Below are 16,121 nucleotides of genomic sequence, written 5' to 3'. Positions count from 1 at the left end.
CGCATGTGCGTGGTACAGAACTCGCGGCTAGCGGACGAGCACGAACTCCGCGAGACCGTAACTCACACCGTTGATCTGGAGCTCGATAGAGTGCGGACCGGGGTAGTACGTGCGTGTGGTCAACGTTCTGAACGAGTGTCGGCGCGCAACCTCGATGCTCTCTCCGGGCGCGACCGATTTGGTCGTCAGCTTGAACGTTTTCGCGGTCACCCCGCCGTTCGCTTTGGTGTGGTGGACGACGTAGTCGATCGCGATCTTTGCGGGCTCGACGCCGACGTTGCGAATTTTTGCGGTGAATCCCACGCTCTCGCCGATCTGCAACTCGGTCACGTCCACGGCAGGGCCCGTCACCTCGAGTTCGGCCGGGGCGAAACCCAGTAACGCGAGCGCGTCGGTGTTCCCCTTCTTGATCACCGTCCGAAGCGCATGGCGCGCAAGCCGGTCTGTGTTGGCGTCCGGCTCGCCCAGCCACCGCGCCGCGGTCCCGACGACGACATCCGGGATGTCTCGGCTGAAGTCGTTGAGATGGTTGGCAACCGATCGCCGAACGTAGTCGCTGTCGTCTCGGTACAGCCTGTCCAGAATCGGCACGGTCACGCCGGGGCGCGCAAGTATTTCGGGCACTCTCACCGACCACGGCAAGTACGGTCGAGTGCCTTCCGACGCGAGGCGGCGTACGTGTTCGTCCGGTGATTGCGTCCACTCGGCCGCGATGGCGAGAGCCCGATCCAGATCGGTTCGGAGAAAGGTCCGGATGGCGAATTCGGAGGTCAGTCGGCCGGTGAGCTCGGCGAGCAAGGACATCCCGTCGTCGAACGCGGTCGCAGTGCGCTCGTCGACGGCCTTCGATGCGACAGCACTCGTCACGGGCCAGACCGACCAGCCTCGAAAGTCGGGATCCGCCGCGGCCAGTCGGATGGTCCGAGCGAACTGGGCGTAGTCGCCCGGCAGCCCTGTCAGTAGCGCGTCACGCAGCAGGTCGGCGCGGGCCCGGAGTGCGAGTGGGCCCAACCCGTCCGACGACTCTCGAAGCGACGATAGATCCGCGTTCGGAGCAGCCGTACGAATGGTCCGAAACAGCGTGTGGGCTGCGTCCGGACCGAGTAGTTCATCGGCGAAGGGCATGAGAGCTTATTACCCGACGCATCGCGTTCGTTCGGAGGCGGACCGAAGGTGCGGATTATCCGGCGAAACGCCCGATTCTCGGCTGCCCGAACGGCAGCAGTGTAAAAAGAACTGCGATAACCTTCGCGAAACACAATGTGCTGAAACGCTGGTCAATGCGGGTATCCGGTGGTGAAGTATCGAATTCCGGTCTCGGTCCGATCATTCTGTGCAACGCGCTACGAACCCGGGGGGTCGCATCGTGCTCGTCGTCGACTCGAACCGACTCGTGAGCCCGGTGTACCGAGCCGATGAGCGATCGCGGTGAGCGGGTGGCTCTGGGTGGTGATCCTCAACGGGATCACCGCTGCTGCGTACTCGGGGATCGTGCTGCTCATCGTCCGAGGGCTGTTGCGAACCGGGCAGTTTCGTAACAACCGGCTCGCGGTCGCCACCGCCGCGATCTTCACGACGTGTGCCGCCCACCACTTGATCCATGCGTGGCATCTGACGGCCGGGCTCGGCACTCACGCATCGCATCTCGGTACCGATTCCGGCATGGGAACCCTGGACGCGATGCGGGAGTCGATGGGCGGGACCGTCGATGTGATGGTGACGGCCTCGACGGCACTCGCCGGCGTCGTCTACCTGGGGATGCGCCGCTTCTACGGACCGTTGCTCCGCTCACCTGCGATGTTCGACGACGCGAGCGAGGCCCGGTATCGGCAGCTGGCGGCGAACCTGCCGCACACGTCGGTGCTCGTCGTCGATCGCGACCTGCGATTCATACTCGTCGAAGGTGCCGGACTGCTGGCGGAAGGATACGACCCGCGGCGGATGGAGGGGCAACTGCTGCAAGACACTGTGCCGCCGGAGGTCTATGCCCGGCTGAAGCCGTTCTACACAGCGGCCATCGATGGGGAGGAATCGTCCTTCGACTCCGTGGGTTCCCGGACGGGTGCGATCTTCGCCGTGAAGACCAGACCTCTGCGCGATGACACAGGTCGAATCGTCGGCGCGATGGTGCTGTCCGAGGACGTCACTGCCGAGCGTGAGGCGCGCGCCGAGCTCGAGCAGGCGCGCGCGTTCCGTGATGCGGTGCTGACGGCATCGCCGGACGTCACCATCGTCACCGATGTCGAGACCGGGACCGTGAAGTGGGCCTCGCGCAACGTCAGGTCGTTGTTGACCGGGCCGAACCAGGACGGCTTACCCGGCGACACCGCAGCCCCCGAGGACGGATTGGAGTCGGTGGTGTCCGAGGACATCGATGTCGTCCGGGCAGCGGACCGGGACGCTGCCTCCCTGCCGGATGGGGAGAGCGTCAGCATCCGGTACCGGGTGCGTGCGGCGGACGGCTCGCTGAGGTGGCTTTCGCGGCGCACGACCCCGTTCCGACATGGACCGGCGGGTTCAGCGGCGGAGGTGCTCTCGGTGGTGCGGGAGGTGACCGATGTCGTCGAAGCCGAGCGCGCTCTCGAGCGTGCAGCCCTGCAAGATCCGTTGACGGGCCTGCCCAACCGTATGAAGCTGCTGGAGCGAATCGGATCGGCGATCGAGCGGGGTGCGCGCACCGGCGCTGCCGCGGCGGTGCTGTTCTGCGATCTGGACGGGTTCAAACGAATCAACGACACCGGTGGCCATGCGGCCGGAGACGCCGTGCTGGTCGAGGTCGCTCGCCGCTTGCGCTCGGTGCTGCGAGCCGAGGACTCGATCGCCCGCGTCGGCGGCGACGAGTTCGTTCTGGTCCTCGATGCGTTGCCTGCGGAGAACGGGACAGGCAAGCCTGCGGGCGGCGCGCTTGCCGCACAGGTCGCCGAACGAATCCGGACGGTACTCGCAGCGCCCATCGCGTACGGAGGCCGTGAGTACGTGGTGTCGGCAAGCGTCGGGATGGTGTTGGTCCGCCGGGGCGTCAGTGCCCAGGAAGCGCTGCGCGATGCGGACTCCGCGATGTACCGGGCGAAGCAATTGGGCAAGGACCGAATCGAACTGTTCGACGACGCGCTGCGGGTGCACGCGATCGAGCGTGCGTACATCGAACAGACCCTGAGGGACGCGCTCGATCCTGATCGCGGCGGTTCCGCGACATTCGGTGTGGCCTACCAACCGGTCTACGATCTCGGCAGTCGGCGACTCGTCAGTTTCGAGGCGCTCGCTCGCCTGCGGGACAGCACGGGCACAGCGATTTCACCCGACAGATTCATCTCGGTGGCCGAGGACACGGGGCTCATTTCCGATCTGGGTGAGCGCGTGCTCGACGACGCTCTCGGCACCCTCGCGCGGTGGAAATCCGAGAACCCGCCTACCTCCGCGTCCGACGAGCCCGTCACGATGGCCGTGAATCTCAGTGCTCGACAGGCTCAACACGTCGACATTTGTGCGGCAGTGGAAACAGCCCTCGAGCGGCATCGAATGGCTCCGGGGGACCTCGTTCTCGAACTCACCGAGTCCGTGTTGCTCGATTCCGGCTCGTCGGTCCTGCGTCAGCTCGGCGAATTTCGCACGCTGGGTGTGGGAATCGCCATCGACGACTTCGGAACGGGCTTCGCGAGCCTGCGATACCTCGCTACGCTGCCGGTGAGCGCAGTGAAGATAGACCGGTCCTTCACCTCCAGCATGACCAGTGACGCGACGAGCAGCAGCATTGTCGGCGCAATCATAAACTTGGCCCGCGATCTGAAACTGGGCTGCGTGGTCGAGGGCATCGAAACTCTCGATCAACTCGAGGCGTTGCCCAATTCTGTTCAGGGACAGGGCTATCTGCTGGGCAGACCTGCCGAGATCGCGTCGGATACGTGGAACTCCTGAGCGTCACCGCGGTGTTGCCGAGGCCCGTCGAGCCAGGGTTGCCACTCCCAGTAGAAGTACCAGCACTAAGGCCGCAAGTCCGGTCATGGCTGCGGTTGCGGACATCGAGAGGGTGGCGATTCCGATTCCCACGGCCGGAATGCCCAGGCCGAGGTACGCGATCAGGAACAGTCCGGCCAAGGCCTCGCTTCGTTCGGCCGGTGCCGCCATCGCGGCAACGGCTCCCACTGCGGCCTTGAACAGAACGCCCGCCCCGATTCCGGCCACGACACCGCCTACCAGGAATGTCGGCAGGCTCAGGGTGTGCATTCCGACCACCAGCGCGATCAGACCGAGGGCCTCGGCCGAGATGCCGAGTGAGAGTTTCGCTGTACTCGACATGCGGCTGGTCATCGTCTGCGCGAGCGCTGCCGTGCCGAACACTGCGAACACGGTGGCACCGCTGAGGGCGCGGGACGGATGGTCGAGTGTGCCCGCGACGAATCCCGGTGCCACCGAGGTGAACACACCGAACACTGCGAACGACGCGAAACCGGCTGAGGCAGCGGCGAAGTACCCGGCGCGATCACCGTGATCGGCACTGATTCGCTGCGGGCGATAGGCGGGCCGCTCCGGCATTACGGCCACGGTCTCGGGTACCAGCGCGACACCGACGACAGCGACGACGATCAGTACCGCGAACACCAGATACGGGGTGTGCAGGGGAGCCGCGACGAACTGCGCCAGGAACCCGGCTACCAACGGCCCGACGCCGAGTCCGCCGATGTTCGCTGCGGTGGAGACCTTCTCGAATCGCTGGCCGGACGCGGTCGGCCGGTGCGTGGAATGCAGCTCGTGCAGGTAGGCCGTGGCGGTCGCGGTGAGTGCTCCGACGCCGAGTCCGGTGATGAGCCGTGCGACGAGCAGTAGAGGAAGTGCAGTGCCGCTGAGGAACATGACCGCAGCCACCAATTCGAGCAGCAACGCGGCGATCAAGACCTTCTTCCGGCCCACCCAGTCCGAGACATGTCCGGCCAGAACAAGACTGACGATCACGCCGACGGCGTAGGCCGCGAACACGATCGTGACCATGAACGTCGAGAAGCCGTCACGCACCTGATAGAGCGGGTACAGCGGGCTGGGCACGGTGGAGAACGCCATCGCGGTGAGGAATGCCGCCGCAACCACCCAGAAGCCGACGCCGTGTCGACGAGTCGAGGTCGGTGAGTGAGTCTGTGCCGGCGGAGCGGCGCGCAGGGTGTCGTGGGACATGTCGTTCTCCGATGTCGGTGTTGTTCGTTCGGATACGACTGTCCTCGGACTCGACGATCACGTCCAACGAAGAACAACGCTGACAACTATCTCGATATGCGATCATCGATGGATGGAGCTGCGCCACCTCGAATACTTCGTCGCGGTCAGTGAAGAACAGAACTTCACCCGTGCCGCTGCCCGTCTGCATATCGTTCAATCTGCGGTTTCGGCGGCGATCAAGTCCCTCGAACGAGAACTGGGTGCATCGCTGCTCGATCGCAATTCCAAGCGTGTGCGGCTGACCGAGGCCGGTCGGGCTCTGCTTCCCCGTGCTCGGGTGGTCCTCGATGCCGCTCGCGATGCCCGTGATGCGGTCGACGACGTTCGAGGCGGCCTACGCGGCACCGTCAGAATCGGCACGTTGACCTCGATCAAGCTGATCGACCTTCCCGGTCTGCTGGGCGAGTACCACCGCCGGTTTCCGCACGTCCAGCTCATCACCGGCGCAGCGCCGTCGGGCACCCAGGGGCTACTCGAATCGGTGGCGGACGGTCGACTGGACCTCGCGTTCGTCTCCGACTCCGGCCGACGGCCCGCCGGGATCGACGTGCGAGAACTCGCATCGTCGGTATTGGATCTGGTGCTCCCGTCGGACCACCCCCTGGCCGAACGAGAGTCCTTGACGCTGCACGACATTGCACCGTACGACTTCATCGATTCGCCCATCGGCTTCGGAAACCGCGCGGTGGCCGACCGCGCGTTCGCCGACGCGGGATTGCAGCGACGCGTGAGCATCGAAATCACCGATATCTCCACCGGCGTTGCCTACGTCCGCAACGGCCTCGGGATATCGCTGCTACCCCGGTTCGTCCTGACCGAGCGGAGCGGTGTGGTCGTCACCACGGTGTCGAAAGTGGATCTGACGTGGCCGCTCGCGGTTGCGACCTCGTCGACTCGCGCTCCGAGCGCGGCGGTACGTGCCCTGCTGGGCGTGCTCGACGAATTTCTCGCCTGAGCTGCGGTAACCGGGAAGCATTGCACGCTGCGACGCGTTGAACACGAGTAATGGATGATCTTCTGGTTGCCCCCACTCGACTCTGGACACCCTCGCGTGTCCTGGTCACCAAGTCTGCGTCCGAGCTACCGCACACCGCGGAAATTCTCCGTCGGTGCGAAGCAGCGGGCGTCGCCGACATCGACATTCTGTCCGGTGACCGCCTCACCGGACTGCGTGGTGAGTCCGAGCGCGAGACCTACGCACGAGCCAAGTCGACGATGGCCGTGGTGGTCGCCCCGCCGAGTGTGCTGAAACCGCAACCGATTCCGCCGAGCGCGGACTGGCGGATCGACCTGGCCAAGGGATGCCCGGCGCATTGCCAGTACTGCTATCTCGCCGGCTCGTTGTCCGGTCCGCCGATCACCAGGGTCTTCGCCAACCTCGACGACGTGCTGGCCGGTATCGGCACTCACGCAGGCCGCGGTTCCATCACCTCCGGCACCGATGAGCGTGGGCACGAAGGCACCACATTCGAATTATCTTGCTACACCGATCCTTTGGGGATCGAACACGTGACGGGCTCTCTTGCCGAGGCCGTTCGCAGAGTGGGCGCGGGCGTGTACGGGGACGACGTGTCGCTGCGTTTCACCACCAAGTTCGACGACGTCCGCGAGTTGGTGACGCTCGACCACGGCCGCCGAACGCGAGTTCGGCTGTCGGTCAACGCCGATGACATCGCTCACCGCTTCGAGGGCGGCACGGCACGTATGCCGGCTCGGATAGAAGCTCTGCGGCAGTTGGCACTGGCCGGTTACCGAGTGGGGCTGACGATCGCGCCGATCATGCCGATCCCGCATTGGCGCGAGCAGTACGGTCGATTGCTCGCGAATGTCTCCGACGCGTTGCGCGATGTGCCCGATCTCGATCTGACCGCCGAAATCATCACTCACCGCTTCACGCCGTCGAGCAAGGATGTGTTGTTGAGCTGGTATCCGGGAACGAAACTGGAGATGGACGAGGGCGCGCGCACAGCGAAGAGAAACAAGTTCGGCGGCGTGAAATACGTCTATCCGAAGGACACGATGGCCGAGATGCGCAGCTGGTTCGTCGACGAACTTCGCGACGTTCTGCCCGACGCGCAGCTGCTGTACTGGACGTGAACCGTCACAGGGCATCGAATCGGTCTCGCGCTCGGTCGATGTCGTCCATGTGCGTGGTTGCCCACGCCAGCAGGACGTCGACGGGAGTTCGGAGCGTTTTGCCCAGGGGAGTGATTCGATATTCCACCGCCACCGGGCGGGTGCTCAGAACCGTGCGTTCGATGATTCCGTTGCGTTCGAGCTTGCGCAGCGTTGCGGTGAGGGACTTCTGAGTCACCTCAGGAATCGCGCGGCGGAGATCGTTGAATCGGCAGGGGCGCTCGCACAATTCGTTGAGTACTTGCAGCGACCATTTGTCGAGCACCTGATCCAACAGTTCGCGGTGCGGGGCAGTGATCGTGAGTTCTGCGTTGCCGTCGGCGGTATCGGTCATGAAACCAGGTTCCCTTGAAGTGTCCTTTGTGTACCAGGTATCAACGTTATACCTGAATTTCTACGACGAAGGACCAACCATGAGCGTCACTCGATTCACCCCGCCCGGAATGATGCAACCCACCCCGTATCACCACGTGGCGGTGGGTCAGGGTTCTCGACACATCCACGTCAGCGGTCAGATCGCCCGGAACGAGGACGGGTCGGCCATCGATACCGACGACCTCGCCGGTCAGGTTGCGCAGGCGCTGCGCAATACCGCGATCGGATTGACCGGTGCAGGAGCAACATTCGAGGACGTACTGCGGCTGACGTTCTACGTCACGCACTGGGCTCCCGAGCTGATCGGTGAGTTCATGGACGGCGTCACGCGCGTCGCCGACGAGATCGGACTGCCGACTCCCATGCCGCCTGCGTCGTTGATCGGAGTGGATTACCTCTTCGAACCGGACGTGCGGGTCGAGGTGGAAGCAACCGCGATTCTGGACTGAATCCGCGGATAGGCCGGTGACTTCTCGGCGGTGCGGAGGTCGATACCGGCAAACCCACCCGACCTCTGGAGTGACATGGCGATTCTGACCTACAACCTGCATGTTTCCCTCGACGGCTACATCGAGGATCCCGACGGCAGCCTCGACTACTCGATGCCCGACGAGGAATCGCATCGGTTCTCGAATCGACAGACCGTGGAGACGAGCGTCTTTCTGTTCGGACGGCGGCTGTACGAGGCCATGGAGGACTACTGGACCGCCCCGGAACGGGCGGCCGGCGACCCCGTCGAAGCCGAATTCGCCGAGCTGTACAAGGCAACTCCCCGGGTGGTCTTCTCGGACACCCTCACTTCCGTGCCCGACGGTTGCCGGCTGGTCCGTAGTGCCGACGCCGTCGCGGAGGTGGAGCGACTCAAGCGCGAGACCGAGGGCACGTTGGCGGTCGCCGGGGCGAACCTGGCCGCGTCGTTGTTCGACCAGATCGACCAGTTCGAGCTGATTGTCGTCCCGACCGTCCTGGGTGGTGGGAAGCCGTACTTCCCTGTGGGGCACCGACTGAACCTGGTGCTGGAAGAGCAGAGGCACTTCCCCACGTCGGGCTGGATGTATCTGCGGTACAGGGTGGTTCGGTAAGCAGACCTGTCGTCCGGCCCGATCGCGCAGAATGGGCTCATGACATCCGGTGATCGTCGTCAGTGGTGGACCTTGCCCGCGCACCAGCGGTGGCTCGACACAGAATCGGCTCGGCTCCTCGGGTTCGGTAGCTCGCTCGAGCATCCTGCCGGGGGAGCGGCGTGGTTGAACGACCGCGGACATCCGGACCTGAGCCATCCGGCCCTGACCTACATCACTGCTCGGATGGCGCACGTGCATTTCCTGGCCTCGATGCAGGGGTATCCGGGGTCTCGTAGGAAAGCCGATCGAGTGTTCGAAGGTCTACTGACGACGTTGCGGGACAGCACGAACGGCGGGTGGTTCGAGTCCAGCGCCGACGCCTCGTCCCCCGACGCGACGAAGACGGCTTACACGCATGCCTTCGTGGTGTTGGCGGCAGCCGCAGCCGCAGCGGCGGGACACCCCAGTGGACGGGGGCTTCTCGACGAAGCCCTCGAGGTCGTGGATCGGCGATTCTGGGACGAGAACCACGGCATGTGCGCAGACACCTGGAATGCGAGCTGGACTGCGCTCGACGGTTATCGCGGTATCAACGCCAACATGCACATGGTCGAGGCACTGCTGGCGGCGGCCGATGCGGGTGCGCCCGAAATCTGGTGGAGCAGGGCAGTACGCATCTGCGACAACGTGATCGGCTGGTCGCAGGCGAACGAGCATCGGATACCCGAGCATTTCACTGCCGAATGGCAGCCGATGCTCGAGTACAACAGCGGCGACACCGCAAACCAGTTCAAGCCTTACGGGGCAACGGTGGGGCACGGTTTCGAGTGGGCTCGGCTGCTCGTGCAGGCGAATCTCGTGGCCGACAGCCCTCGTGGCCACGATTACGTTGCCGCCGCCGCGTCCCTGTATCACCGCGCGGCGCAGGACGGCTGGCAACCCGGTCCGTCGCCCGGCTTCGTCTACACCACCGACTGGACTGGGCGACCGGTAGTGACAGAGCGTCTGCACTGGGTGTTGTGCGAGGCGATCGCGGCCGCCGCGACACTGGGCCGTCGGACCGGAGAAGACCGCTACGACAACGACTATCGCACCTGGTGGGACATTGCCGCCGACTCCTTCATCGACCTCGTCGACGGCTCCTGGCATCACGAACTCGACGCGGACAACAGGCCCGCAGCCACGGTGTGGAGTGGAAAGCCGGACCTGTACCACGCTGTGCAGGCGACATGGATCAGCCGAGGTGTGAACAGCTCGAGTATGGTGGCGGCGGTGCTGGCGGACTCGCGATAGCCCTCGCGTTCCAGCGCGAAACCTTCCGGTGGGTCTGTACTGTTTCCTCGTGCCCGGAGGTAGAAGACACAACACCGTCATCGACGTATCCGTCATCGTCACGGTGGTCGCCCTCGGCGTCGTTGCGGCCGGCTTGCTTCGATCGCCGGAGTCCGTTGCGGTCGACGCCGATTCCTCGGTCGTGTTCGAGCCGGTTCAATACCCGGTGGACATTCCGGGTTGCGTGGAGGTCGAACCGCCCCCGTCCGATGAGGGCGAGGTGGTGATGAGAGCGACCCTCGGGGGAGAGACCCCGTCGTACGACAACCCCGCCTATCCGTGGCTCACCTCGGGCAAAGCCGGTGCGATGTCCGACGCAGTTCTCGCTGCGCTACCGGCCGATGTGACCGTCGCATTGGCCGCTCCATCCCAGTCACTGACCTTTCAACCGGTCGACGACCTTGGCGGTGCTGTGCCGGAGGGCTTTGAGCCCAGCACGACCGCGACGGGAACACTGGCCCGGGGCGATTCCTCGGCCTACGCAAGCGTCGACGTTCGGCCTTCCGAAACCGGTATCCCCGCATGCATCGCAGGCGCTCTTGATGCGCGAACCACCGAGTCCGACGGCACCGTCGTCGACACTGTCGACAGTTGGTACGAATTTGCCGGCGACAGAACGAATTTGCGCACTGCCACCGCTTATCACCCGGACGGGACGCAGGTGACCGCTAATCTCACTGCAGCCCGGTCGGACGAATTTCCGCTGGAATCATCGGAGTTGGCTCGGATCGCGACCGTGTCGGATCTGCGTGTCGCGGTTCCCGCGCCGGCGGGAAGCGCTGCGCCACGGCAGGATTGCTCCGTCTGGACGCAGGATTCCGGCTCTGCACAAGATATTCGCGCGGATCGTGTGGCCGCGGCAAACGACGCGTTGGCGACAGTGTGGCAAGCCATTCCCAACGCTCCCGCGTTGAATCGACCGATCGGGTCCCTCGTGCCCGGTTACTATGGCTCAGGGGTGTGCACCGATCTGGAGGTGGTCGGAACTCGGGTGGGACTGTTCGTTTCGGTATCCGGGGGTGCGGAACTGCCGGTGGCGACGGATCCCTACGATCCCGATAACGCGTACGGACCTGTCGTCGAGTTTCGCACGCTGCCAGACGGTTCGGCTGTCGAAAGCTACGACGCTGATATCGTCAACAGCACGACATCAGAGGACGGCACCACGCAGCTCACGCGTTCGGTGACGGTGACGCGGCCATCCGGAGTGCAGGTGTCGGTCCGCTCGACGGCGGCGTTCGAGCCGGGCTCGTATGCGCCGCTGGTGTTGCCGGACCCATTGCCCTTCGAGGTTCTCGATGCTGTGGCACAGGCCCCTATTGAGCAGTGGCCATGAGTAATTCGAGCTGGACCCCGAACATCGGAGCCGGCGTGGCGGTGGCGGTGGCGGTCGTGTCCGTCGTCGCTGCTGTTCTCGTGATGTCGATGCAGGACGATCCCGTCGAACAGCCGTCGGACAGTCTGGCGATGACACCGACGTTCTCGGAGGAGGCGACCACCACGCAGGCACCGCCCGGCCCGGTTTTGGATCCGAGCTGGCGGATCGACGCCGAGGCCGTTTATGGACGTAACTTCGCCGCATTCCGTTCTCCGGCTGCGAATCTGCAGTTCGATTCGAGCGTCACCGGGGTGATCGACGGAGACGATGTACTCGTCACGGCCGTCGGTTTGCCGAATCCGCGTTCCTACTCGGTGGATGCGATCGAGTTCGCGGCCTTCGACGCCGACGACGGCAGCGTCCGGTGGAAGAAGTCGCCCGGTGCAGTCGACGAATGCGCGAGCGTTCCCGTTCAGAGCGAGATCGTCTGTCTGGATTCGTATTCCGACGTCCCATCGATCGTGAGGATCGGAGTGGACGACGGGGAGGCACGGAGAACGCCGATGCCCGAAGCGTGGTTCGCGTACGCCGTCGAGAGCGATGGCTCGTCTGTCTTCGTGCTTGAGGGCAACCCGGAGGACGGTGAATCTGTGTTGCACGGGGGTTCCATCGATGCCCTCGACCGGATGTGGTCGCGTCCGATCACATCGTTTGCGGGCTGGGATGGCGTGGAGGGCCCGTTGATTCACGTGTCCGACGGTCGCGGTCTCGTCACCCTCGGCGGCGAGGCCACGTTCTTCGATCCACGAACCGGCACTCCGCTCGAGGGGCTCGAATTGTTGCCCGACGCAACCGCGGTCGCGGAGGACGGCGCGGAAGTGTGGAAGCTGCGGGAGCCGTATGCCACCGAGACTTCCGTCGGTGACACCGTCTATTCGTTCGAGGAGGACGCGCTCGTGGCCACCACGGCATCGAACGACGTGCGCTGGCGGTGGCCCTTACCCAGAAGGCCGGACGGTTTCACGGAATCGGGTTCGATCGCCCAGACGCGATCGGGTGTGTTCTTCCTCGGAACCGATTCGATGGTTCGTCTCGAATCGGTTCCGAGTTGACGCCGAGCAGCACTACCGTGCGGCAGTGCTATTCCCGGTGCGGAGTGCGCTCACCGGTGTTCGGGTCCACGTCGAACAGTTGATCGGTGTTGTCGGGGGAGTAGACGACGGTGTCGACTTCCCGCGCGCGTCGTCGGGCACCGTCGCGAACGGCGAAGAACGCGGCTGCGAACAGTACGACCACGGTGATGCCGGCGACGATCGCCCATCCCTCGAAGCCGCCCGCCAGAGCCGCGATCAGACCGCCCGCGGATGCGATTCCGGCGAAGATCAACATGACGGCCAGCATGTTCTCGACTGCACGTGCCCAGCTCGTTTTCGAAGGCCTTTTCTCGACCATGGGGATGTTCCTCTCGCTAAGTTCCGTCGCCGAATACCCGAAACCCGGTCGTCTAAGCCCTGCGGTGCTACTGGGCCTTGCGTGCGCGGTACGCGGCAACTGCCGCGCGGTTGCCGCAGGTGGTGCTGCAGAAGCGGCGAGAGCGGTTTCGGGAGAGGTCGAGAACCAGCCCGTTGCAGTCCGGATCGGCGCAGACGTCGAAACGGGAGAGCTCGTCGGCTCGGATGACGTCGATCATGGCCATCGCAGTCTCGACGACGATGCGGGTTGCCAGCGGACTGTCGTCGGCGACGGCATGGATGTGCCAGTCGAGAGTGTCGTGCCGGACCAATCGGGGCAGGGCCGAGGATTCGGCAAGCAAGCGGTTCACCTCGAGCACGGCGTCGTCTCGACTGCTGGTCAGCAGTGATCGCAGGGTCGGGCGCAGTGCCCGCACCGCTTCGAGCTCGGCGTCGTCGCCGTCGAACCGTCCGGAGTAGCCCTGGTCGGTGAAGAACTCGGCCAGCTCCTCGCGGGTGGTCAGCGTGTCCGGGTCTTCGGCGGAATTGACCAATGCCACGGCGGACAGAAGCGACAGTTCTGCGTCATGAGCAAAAAGCATGTTGACACCTTACCAACTCACTCCCTACTGTCACATGTCATGACGGCTTACACTCATGACGCGCAGGTGGATCGCGCAGCTGCATACGACGCTGCGGCACGGTCGCGTCGACTCTCGGGGCTCATGTTCGCGCTCCTCTCCGCGGCATCGTTCGGGCTCTCCGGCTCGTTGGCCAAAGGCCTGCTCGATGCCGGCTGGACCGCCGGTGCCGCCGTGACTGCGCGCATCCTGCTCGCGGCAGCGGTGTTGCTGATTCCGTCGATTCTCGCGCTGCGTGGACGCTGGGGCCTGTTGGCCAAGAATTGGAAGCTGCTCGTGGCCTACGGTGCCTTCGCGGTGGCCGGTTGTCAGCTCGCGTTCTTCAACGCCGTCGGCCGAATGGACGTGGGTGTCGCACTGCTCATCGAATTCACCTCGCCCGTAGCCGTCATCGGCTGGATGTGGTTTCGGCACCAGCAGCGTCCGGGTCGGCTGACGCTGGTCGGTGCGCTGTTGGCCGCAATGGGACTGGTGCTCGTGCTCGACCTGATCTCCGGCGCGGACGTCGACAGCGTCGGCGTGCTGTGGGCGCTCGGCGCGATGGCGGGGGCCGCCGTCTACTGGGTGCTCTCCGCCGACGAGAGCAACGGCTTGCCACCGATCGTGCTTGCCGGGGGCGGTCTGCTGGCGGGTGGACTCATTCTGCTCGCCGCCGGGCTGGTCGGCATCGTCCCGTTCGCGGCTCCCCTGACCGACGTCACGTTCGTCGATGCCGTTGTGCCGTGGTGGGTTCCGATCATCGGTCTCGGTGTGGTGACCGCCGCGTTGGCGTACGTACTCGGAATTGCGGCCGGCCGACGCCTCGGCTCGCGGCTGGCGTCGTTCATGGGTCTGATGGAAGTTGTTGCAGCGCTTGTGTTTGCGTGGCTGTTGCTCGGCCAGGCTCCGGGGCCGATCCAATTGGCCGGTGGCGCACTGATTCTGCTCGGTGTCGTCGTCGTCAAATCAGGTGAACGCGTCACCTCGGACGAACCGGTGGAGCCGCTGCAGAGCAGAGCATGACAATTGCTCAGCCGTCGACGCGTCCGAATACGACGGCGGCCAGAATGGTGTGCGCACTGGCGATCACGGAGTCGAGAGGTTCGCGTTCGGGGGACAGCAACCATTGCTGAGCGATGGTGAGAACCGCGCCCACCAGGCCCATCGCCAGCGTTTTACGGTTCGGCCCGGCCAGGCCTCGGCTGGACCCGACGGTGTCGGCTACCTGTAGCACCGTCGCCGAGAACGAGGTGGTGGTCTTGCGGTACAACGCGTCGACGGTGGGGGATACGCCGAGGATTTCGACGAAGGCGATACGAGCGGACTTCGGTTGCTCGGCGACGAACGTGAAGAATCCGGTCAGGGCTCCTCGGAGCACCTGTTCGCTGGACTCCGTCTCCGAGGCCGCTCCGGCGAGGATGCTCTCGCGCATCGCGTCGGTGGCGCGGGCGTAGGTGGCCATCAGGAGTTCTTCGCTGTTGGTGAAGGACTCGTAGAAGTAGCGCTTGGTCAGCCCCGCTTCGACGCAGACTTTCTCCACGGTCGCCGTCCGGTACCCGGTGGTGCCGAACACTTCGACGGCGGCATCGAGCAGCCGGGTTCGACGCTCCTGCTGCCGCTGCTGCGGGGGAGCTCCGCGATACGTCCTGCCGACGTCACTGTGATGGGTAGTCACAGACAGATCTTGACACCGCTCGGTATCAGATGCAAAGTGTTCGCAGGAATGAATCTCGATCGAGGGGGAGACATGGCGTCATCGACGCTCCGGAACAAGGTCGTTCTGATCACAGGCGCGGCACGAGGAATCGGTGCCGAGACCGCACGTGCGTTGGCAGGTCGTGGAGCCAAGTTGGTACTCGTCGACGTCGACGAGGCTCCGCTGCGGGAGGTCGCGACGCAGCTGAAGGCCGAGGCGTTCGTCGCCGACGTCCGAAATCTGGACGACATGCAGCGCGCCGTCGACGGCGGCATCGCGGCCTACGGAGGCATCGATCTGGTGCTCGCCAATGCGGGAATCGCCAGCTACGGATCGATCCTGCAGGTGGACCCGGCCACGTTCCAGCGCGTCATGGACATCAACGTGATGGGCGTGTTCAACACCGTCCGCGCTGCCTTGCCGTCGCTGATCGAACGCAACGGCTACATCCTCGTCGTCTCCTCGCTGGCCGCGTTCACCCCGTGCCCCGGCTTGGCCGCGTACAACGCCAGCAAGGCCGCAGCCGAACATTTCGCCAATGCGCTTCGGCTGGAAGTGAACTACCGAGGAGTCGACGTCGGCTCGGCCCACATGGCCTGGATCGATACCCCGATGGTCCAGGACGCGAAGTCCGATCTCACGGCATTCCAGGATTTGCTCGCGGTATTGCCCGGCCCCCTCGGGAAGACGATGACCGTCGAGCAGTGCGTGGATGCGTTCGTCGACGGCCTGGCCAAGCGCAAGCGCCGCGTCTACGTACCGCGGTGGGTGGGTGCGGCGTCCTGGTTCAAGGCCGTCATCACCTCGCGCGTCGGCGACCGCAGCATGTTGGCGCACGTGCCGACGATCCTGCCCAAGATGGACGAAGAAGTAGCGCGCCTCGGTAGGTCCGAGAGCGCACGCAACAAAATCAGCTGACCC

Annotated in this window: 16 protein-coding genes; 10 read left to right on the top strand and 6 right to left on the bottom strand. The window is 64.7% G+C overall.

Annotation, left to right across the window (positions count from 1 at the left end; translation table 11 throughout):
- Positions 1 to 27 precede the first annotated feature (27 nt).
- Positions 28 to 1,125 (bottom strand): DNA alkylation repair protein, encoded by a 1,098-nt coding sequence (locus tag CH268_RS14920; protein WP_094664890.1) that lies wholly within the window; start codon positions 1,123 to 1,125, stop codon positions 28 to 30.
- A 303-nt stretch (positions 1,126 to 1,428) separates the two neighbouring features.
- On the opposite strand from CH268_RS14920, the gene CH268_RS14915 reads away from it, so the two are divergent.
- Positions 1,429 to 3,915, top strand: a complete 2,487-nt coding sequence (locus tag CH268_RS14915; protein WP_094664888.1) for a putative bifunctional diguanylate cyclase/phosphodiesterase — start codon at positions 1,429 to 1,431, stop codon at positions 3,913 to 3,915.
- A 3-nt stretch (positions 3,916 to 3,918) separates the two neighbouring features.
- On the opposite strand, the gene CH268_RS14910 is transcribed toward CH268_RS14915, so the two are convergent.
- Positions 3,919 to 5,166: an MFS transporter gene (locus CH268_RS14910; RefSeq protein WP_094664886.1), complete on the bottom strand. Its 1,248-nt coding sequence runs from the start codon at positions 5,164 to 5,166 to the stop codon at positions 3,919 to 3,921.
- A 112-nt stretch (positions 5,167 to 5,278) separates the two neighbouring features.
- Between CH268_RS14910 and CH268_RS14905 the strand changes: the two genes are divergently transcribed.
- Entirely contained in the window at positions 5,279 to 6,163 is an 885-nt protein-coding gene (locus tag CH268_RS14905; RefSeq protein ID WP_094664884.1) for a LysR family transcriptional regulator, read from the top strand.
- Between the two features lie 50 nt (positions 6,164 to 6,213).
- Positions 6,214 to 7,305 carry a spore photoproduct lyase family protein gene (locus tag CH268_RS14900; RefSeq protein ID WP_094664882.1) on the top strand — a complete coding sequence of 364 codons (1,092 nt, stop codon included), beginning with the start codon at positions 6,214 to 6,216 and terminating at the stop codon, positions 7,303 to 7,305.
- 4 nt (positions 7,306 to 7,309) lie between these two features.
- Here CH268_RS14900 and CH268_RS14895 read toward each other — a convergent pair whose 3' ends face one another.
- A complete protein-coding gene (locus CH268_RS14895) occupies positions 7,310 to 7,678 on the bottom strand; it encodes a winged helix-turn-helix transcriptional regulator (protein ID WP_094664880.1) in 369 nt (122 codons plus the stop codon).
- 79 nt (positions 7,679 to 7,757) lie between these two features.
- Between CH268_RS14895 and CH268_RS14890 the strand changes: the two genes are divergently transcribed.
- The 5 genes from CH268_RS14890 (at position 7,758) to CH268_RS14870 (ending at position 12,545) form a co-directional block, all read left to right on the top strand.
- Positions 7,758 to 8,168, top strand: coding sequence for a RidA family protein (locus tag CH268_RS14890; protein WP_027494441.1), 411 nt, complete (start codon positions 7,758 to 7,760; stop codon positions 8,166 to 8,168).
- Between the two features lie 75 nt (positions 8,169 to 8,243).
- Positions 8,244 to 8,801 carry a dihydrofolate reductase family protein gene (locus tag CH268_RS14885; protein WP_094664878.1) on the top strand — a complete coding sequence of 186 codons (558 nt, stop codon included), beginning with the start codon at positions 8,244 to 8,246 and terminating at the stop codon, positions 8,799 to 8,801.
- A gap of 39 nt (positions 8,802 to 8,840) precedes the next feature.
- A complete protein-coding gene (locus CH268_RS14880) occupies positions 8,841 to 10,076 on the top strand; it encodes an AGE family epimerase/isomerase (RefSeq protein ID WP_094664876.1) in 1,236 nt (411 codons plus the stop codon).
- A gap of 49 nt (positions 10,077 to 10,125) precedes the next feature.
- Positions 10,126 to 11,451 carry a hypothetical protein gene (locus CH268_RS14875; protein WP_094664927.1) on the top strand — a complete coding sequence of 442 codons (1,326 nt, stop codon included), beginning with the start codon at positions 10,126 to 10,128 and terminating at the stop codon, positions 11,449 to 11,451.
- The gene (locus CH268_RS14870) at positions 11,448 to 12,545 is read left to right on the top strand and encodes a hypothetical protein (RefSeq protein ID WP_094664925.1); all 1,098 of its coding nucleotides are present in this window, start codon (positions 11,448 to 11,450) and stop codon (positions 12,543 to 12,545) included. Before CH268_RS14875 ends, CH268_RS14870 begins: the two co-directional genes overlap by 4 nt.
- A gap of 28 nt (positions 12,546 to 12,573) precedes the next feature.
- Here the strand turns inward: CH268_RS14870 and CH268_RS14865 are convergent, their stop codons facing one another.
- Both CH268_RS14865 and CH268_RS14860 read right to left on the bottom strand, forming a co-directional pair.
- Complete coding sequence (locus CH268_RS14865; RefSeq protein ID WP_141215151.1) at positions 12,574 to 12,885, bottom strand: hypothetical protein; 312 nt, start codon at positions 12,883 to 12,885, stop codon at positions 12,574 to 12,576.
- A gap of 67 nt (positions 12,886 to 12,952) precedes the next feature.
- Positions 12,953 to 13,486 (bottom strand): CGNR zinc finger domain-containing protein, encoded by a 534-nt coding sequence (locus CH268_RS14860; RefSeq protein WP_032384032.1) that lies wholly within the window; start codon positions 13,484 to 13,486, stop codon positions 12,953 to 12,955.
- A gap of 39 nt (positions 13,487 to 13,525) precedes the next feature.
- Between CH268_RS14860 and CH268_RS14855 the strand changes: the two genes are divergently transcribed.
- Positions 13,526 to 14,527: an EamA family transporter gene (locus CH268_RS14855; protein ID WP_094664872.1), complete on the top strand. Its 1,002-nt coding sequence runs from the start codon at positions 13,526 to 13,528 to the stop codon at positions 14,525 to 14,527.
- A 7-nt stretch (positions 14,528 to 14,534) separates the two neighbouring features.
- On the opposite strand, the gene CH268_RS14850 is transcribed toward CH268_RS14855, so the two are convergent.
- On the bottom strand, positions 14,535 to 15,179 hold the full coding sequence (locus tag CH268_RS14850) for a TetR/AcrR family transcriptional regulator (RefSeq protein ID WP_032373825.1): 645 nt from the start codon (positions 15,177 to 15,179) through the stop codon (positions 14,535 to 14,537).
- Between the two features lie 72 nt (positions 15,180 to 15,251).
- On the opposite strand from CH268_RS14850, the gene CH268_RS14845 reads away from it, so the two are divergent.
- Positions 15,252 to 16,118, top strand: coding sequence for an SDR family oxidoreductase (locus CH268_RS14845; RefSeq protein ID WP_032364730.1), 867 nt, complete (start codon positions 15,252 to 15,254; stop codon positions 16,116 to 16,118).
- Positions 16,119 to 16,121: the final 3 nt, after the last annotated feature.

The sequence above is a fragment of the Rhodococcus sp. 06-1460-1B genome (genome assembly GCF_002258475.1).
Lineage (GTDB): Bacteria > Actinomycetota > Actinomycetes > Mycobacteriales > Mycobacteriaceae > Rhodococcoides > Rhodococcoides fascians.
This window is presented reverse-complemented; position numbering and strand designations above follow the sequence as displayed.